This is a genomic window from Terrabacter sp. P5_B1 (genome assembly GCF_056400505.1).
The window spans coordinates 1-4,911 of sequence record NZ_JBFULD010000314.1; the positions used below are offsets into that span (position 1 = coordinate 1).

General features: G+C 71.4%; 5 protein-coding genes. 1 reads left to right on the forward strand and 4 read right to left on the reverse strand.

The annotated features are described in order from the left end of the window. The 4 genes from AC1DP0_RS18025 to AC1DP0_RS18040 form a co-directional block, all read right to left on the reverse strand. Positions 1–1,033, reverse strand: a 1,033-nt coding sequence (locus tag AC1DP0_RS18025; protein ID WP_478087064.1) for an Mrp/NBP35 family ATP-binding protein, incomplete at its 3' end; no start/stop codon positions are given. Positions 1,034–1,274: 241 nt separating this feature from the next. Then, the gene (locus AC1DP0_RS18030; protein ID WP_478087066.1) at positions 1,275–1,826 is read right to left on the reverse strand and encodes a DUF1003 domain-containing protein; all 552 of its coding nucleotides are present in this window, start codon (positions 1,824–1,826) and stop codon (positions 1,275–1,277) included. Beyond that, a complete protein-coding gene (locus tag AC1DP0_RS18035) occupies positions 1,823–3,130 on the reverse strand; it encodes a magnesium transporter MgtE N-terminal domain-containing protein (protein WP_478087068.1) in 1,308 nt (435 codons plus the stop codon). The genes AC1DP0_RS18030 and AC1DP0_RS18035 overlap by 4 nt, the downstream gene beginning before the upstream one ends. A gap of 10 nt (positions 3,131–3,140) precedes the next feature. Further along, positions 3,141–3,803 (reverse strand): hypothetical protein, encoded by a 663-nt coding sequence (locus AC1DP0_RS18040; protein WP_478087071.1) that lies wholly within the window; start codon positions 3,801–3,803, stop codon positions 3,141–3,143. Positions 3,804–3,892: 89 nt separating this feature from the next. Between AC1DP0_RS18040 and AC1DP0_RS18045 the strand changes: the two genes are divergently transcribed. Beyond that, positions 3,893–4,911, forward strand: a 1,019-nt coding sequence (locus AC1DP0_RS18045; RefSeq protein WP_478087076.1) for an HpcH/HpaI aldolase/citrate lyase family protein, incomplete at its 3' end; no start/stop codon positions are given.

A 4,911-nucleotide genomic window follows, 5' to 3' on the forward strand; every position in this document is an offset into this window, starting at 1 on the left:
CCCCCAGCACGACGGGGGTGCCGGTGTCGCCGCCCTCGCGCAGGCGCGTGTCGAGCGGGATCTGGCCGAGCAGCTCCACCGGGGCGCCGATGCTCCTGGTCAGGGAGTCGGCGACCGCCTGGCCGCCCCCGGACCCGAAGATCTCCTGACGGGTCCCGTCGGGCAGCTCGAGCCAGCTCATGTTCTCGATGACGCCGACGACGCGCTGGTGCGTCTGCAGGGCGATGGAACCGGCCCGCTCGGCAACCTCGGCGGCGGCCTGCTGCGGCGTCGTGACGACGAGGATCTCGGCCGTCGGGATGAGCTGCGCGACGGAGATCGCGATGTCGCCGGTGCCGGGCGGAAGGTCGAGCAGCAGCACGTCGAGATCGCCCCAGAAGACGTCGCCGAGGAACTGCTGGAGCGCGCGGTGCAGCATCGGGCCACGCCACACGACGGGCTGGTTGCCCGGGACGAACATGYCGATCGAGATGACCTTCACGTCGTAGCTGATGGGCGGCAGGATCATGTCGTCGACCTGCGTCGGGCGCTGCTCGACGCCGAGCATGCGCGGCACGGAGAAGCCGTAGACGTCGGCGTCGACGACGCCCACGCGCAGTCCCTGCTCCGCCATCGCGGCCGCGAGGTTGACGGTCACCGACGACTTGCCGACGCCGCCCTTGCCGGAGGCGACGGCATACACCCGCGTGAGGCTGTTGGGCCTGGCGAAGGGGATCTCCTTCTCGGGGGCCCCGCCGCGCAGCTGCGAGCGGAGCTCCGCACGCTGCTCGTCGCTCATGACGTCGAGCTCGACCTCGACCGACGTGACGCCGTCGAGCGCCAGGAGGGCGTTGCTGGAGTCCTTGGTCAGGGTCTCCTTCATGGGGCAGCCCGACACGGTGAGGAAGATCGCGAGGGCCACCTTTCCCGAGTCGTCGATCTCCACCGACTTGACCATGCCGAGCTCGGTGATCGGCTTGCGGATCTCGGGGTCGTTGACCTTCGACAGTGCCGTGAGCAGGGCGTCACGGCTCGGCAGTGCGGGGGCAGACATGTCCTCCATCGTATGCCGACCCACGGGGGCTCACGGCCGCGGGCGGCCTGCGCCCCCGTGCACCCCCGTGCAGCCCCGGTTCCTGGATACCCACGGGGGCTCACGGCCGCGGGCGGCCTGCGCCCCCGTGCACCCCCGTGCAGCCCCGGTTCCTGGATACCCACGGGGGCTCACGGCCGCGGGCGGTAGCAGGGGCATCCAGCCGCAAGCCGCCTGCGCCGCGTGCATCCCGGCGACGAGCTCAGGTCCGGTCGCTGGCCCCGTCGTTCGCCCCGCGGATCACGGCGCGGTCCTCGAGCTCGTCGAGGAGGTTGCGCAGCTCTGAGCGCAGGAAGTCACGTGTCGCCTGTTCGCGCAACGCGATGCGCAGCGAGGCCACCTCGCGGGTGAGGAACTCGGTGTCGGCGAGGTTGCGCTCGTCGCGGGCACGGTCCTGCTCGAGGGCCACGCGGTCGCGGTCAGCCTGACGGTTCTGCGCGAGCAGGATGAGCGGGGCGGCGTACGACGCCTGCAGGCTCAGCATCAGCGTCAGGAAGATGAACGGGTACGCGTCGAAGACGAGCGAGCTTGGCGCGAAGACGTTCCATCCGACCCAGACGACGACGAACACCGTCATGCCGATGAGGAATCCGGCGGTGCCCATGAGCCGCGCGAACCTCTCGGAGAGGACGCCGAAGGCCTCCTGCGAGAACGACATCGTCGGCAGGACCCGGGCGCGCTGCTCCTGGGGCTGGTCGAGCTTGTCGCCGCGCCCGGCTCGCGAGGGGGCCCGCCGCTCGGAACGCTCGCTCACGGGACGACCCCGATCTCGTGCCGCTCCTCACGCCAGTCCTCCGGGAGGATGTGGTCGAGCACGTCGTCGACCGTCACCGCCCCGATGAGCCGGCCGTTCTCGTCGACGACGGGCAGCGAGACGAGGTTGTACGTGGCAAGGGTGCGCGTCACCTTCTCGAGCGAGTCGCTCGCGCCCACGGGCTCGATCTCCTTGTCGATGATCGACCCGATCGCGGCGTGCGGTGGCTCGCGCAACAGCCGCTGGATGTGCACGAGTCCGAGGTAGCGTCCGGTCGGCGCCTCGAGGGGCGGTCGGCAGACGTACACCATGGAGGCCAGAGCCGGGGCCAGCTCCTCGCGCCGCACCGTCGCGAGGGCCTCGGCGATGGTCGCCTCGGGCCCGAGGATGACCGGCTCGGTCGTCATCATGCCACCGGCGGTGTTCTCGTCGTAGGCGAGCAGGCGCCGGAGCGGGGCGGCCTCGTCGGGCTCCATGAGCTGGAGCAGCTGTTCGGCCTGCTCGGGCGGCAGGTCGGCCAGCAGGTCTGCGGCGTCGTCCGGCTCCATCGCCTCGAGCACGTCGGCCGCTCGGTTGTTGGCGAGGCCGGCGAGGATCTCCACTTGGTCGTCCTCGGGCAGCTCCTCGAGGACATCCGCAAGGCGCTCGTCGTCGAGAGCGGCCGCCACCTCGGCGCGTCGCTTGGGGTTGAGGTCGTGGATCACCTCGGCGAGGTCGGCGACCTTGAGGTCGTCGTAGGTCTCGAGCAGGCGCTCTGCGCTCTGGGCGCCCGACTGCTCGTGCAGCCCAACGACGTCTCGGATGTCGACGAGCATCGTCTTGCCCGAACGGCGTCGGGTGAGGCGCGACATCGCCTTGGAGGCCGACGACACCCCGGCCGGGGCCTGCCGGACGAAGACCTTGACACCGAGCCAGTCCCGCCGTGGCCCCTGCTCGATCGCGAGGTCCTCGACGAGCGCCTCGGAGACGCCGGCCTCGACAGCCTCGGGACCCGTGACGGTCACCGCGCGGTCGAAGAGCTCGGCGGCCACGAGGACCTCGTTGGTGCGCTGCTCGAAACGGCGCATGTTGACCAGGCCGGTCGTGATGACGGCGCCGGCGTCGATCGAGGTCACGCGCGTCATGGGCACGAAGACACGTCGACGCCCCGGGACCTCGACGACCAGACCGATCACGCGGGGCTGGGCGCGGTTCAGCGAGAACATCACCACGACATCGCGCACCCGCCCGACCTGGTCACCGAGCGGGTCGAAGACGCTCAGTCCGGTCAGGCGCGCGACGAAGACGCGGGTGTTGGCACTCATGGGGCCTAGGTTAGGGGGTCAGCGTGCGTGTCGTCGGGGTGCCACGTCGCCGGCGCTTCTTGCGCAGCTTCGCCCGCTCCTTCGCTGCCCGCTTGGCGGCCTTCGCCTCGTCGCGGGCCCGCTCGCGCTCGGCCTTGTCCTCGCCGCGACCACCCCAGTGCCACGGGCGCCACGACGTCGTCGTCGCGGAGGTGCGGGCGGGCGGCTCGCGGTGGTCGTCGGCGGCATACGCGCCCGGCGACTCGAGGGGGGTGCCGAACGGCACCAGCGCGACGACCGTGCACTCGGCGGCCCACCGGGTCAGCGAGTCGTCGACGGAGTTGAGCCGCGAGGCGCGGAGCAGCTCGGTGGCGCGCTGCCACTCGGGCGAGCCCGGCTCCAGGACGTGGACGTGGGCGCGCACGGTCAGCAGCCGCCCCCCGGTGTCCTTGCTGCGCAGGACGACCCGGACCTCCGGGGGGAGCCAGGGGAGGGGCTGCTCGCCGGGTCCGCTGACGACGAGGGCAGCCCCGTCGTCCCACACGTGCCACGCGGGCCACGTGCGGTCGCCGTCCACCTCGATCCAGAGCAGGCCTGACTTCGTCATCGCCTCGCCGAGCAGGGCGGCGGCGATCGCAGCGGGGGCGTCGTGGTGCTCGGGGACGGCCCCCTGCTCGGTCGCGCGCTCGGTCACACCGCCACCCTAGTGATCCCGACCTCACCGGTGGCACGCGTGACTGTCGTCATAACGGGGAGCGGCCGGCCGTTGCTACGTTGGCGCCCATGCGCAGCGCCAAGGACTTCTTCCGACCGCTCGCGTTGGGGGCGCCGACGCCCCTGGCGCAGGTGCCCGCCCGCCCGTCCCGCGTCATCCACTTCTTCGATCCGAGCAACCCGAAGATGGCAGCGAAGGTGCCCGACCTCGTCGGCACCGTCGACGTGCTGCTCGGCAACCTCGAGGATGCCGTCAAGGCCGACCGCAAGGAGGCTGCGCGGGCCGGGCTCGTCGAGATCGCGAAGGCGACCGACTTCGGCGAGAACACCCAGCTGTGGACGCGCATCAACGCCCTCGACAGCCCGTGGGCGCTCGACGACCTGACGACGCTCGTCGCCGAGATCGGCGACAAGCTCGACGTCGTCATGGTGCCCAAGGTGCAGGGCGCCGAGGACATCCACTACGTCGACCGCCTCCTCGCCCAGCTCGAGGCCAAGGCCGGGCTGACCCGGCCGATCCTCGTCCACGCGATCCTCGAGACCGCGCGCGGCATGGTCAACGTCGAGGAGATCTGCGGCGCCTCGCCTCGCATGCAGGGACTCTCGCTCGGTCCGGCCGACCTCGCCGCCGACCGTCGGATGAAGACGACCCGCGTGGGCGGCGRCCACCCCGGCTACCTCGTGCGCACCGACCCCGTCGACGGCGACATCTCCGGTTCGCGAGCCACCGCGCAGCAGGACCTCTGGCACTACACGATCGCCCGCATGGTCGACGCGTGCGCGATGCACGGGATCTACCCGTACTACGGCCCGTTCGGCGACATCCAGGACGTCGTCGCCTGCGAGGACCAGTTCCGCAACGCCTTCCTCCTCGGCTGCGTCGGCACGTGGTCGCTGCACCCGGTGCAGATCGAGATCGCCAAGCGGGTCTTCAGCCCGTCGGCCGACGACGTCGCCCACGCCCGCCGGGTCGTCGCTGCGATGGGCGACGGCACGGGCGCCGTCATGCTCGACGGCAAGATGGAGGACGACGCGAGCCTCAAGCAGTGCCTCGTCATCGTCGAGCTCGCCGAGCGCCTCTCGCGGAC

Excerpts from the sequence above, each read along its gene's own strand:
- AC1DP0_RS18035 (WP_478087068.1), bottom strand. The coding sequence starts at position 3,130 with ATGAGTGCCAACACCCGCGTCTTCGTCGCGCGCCTGACCGGACTGAGC.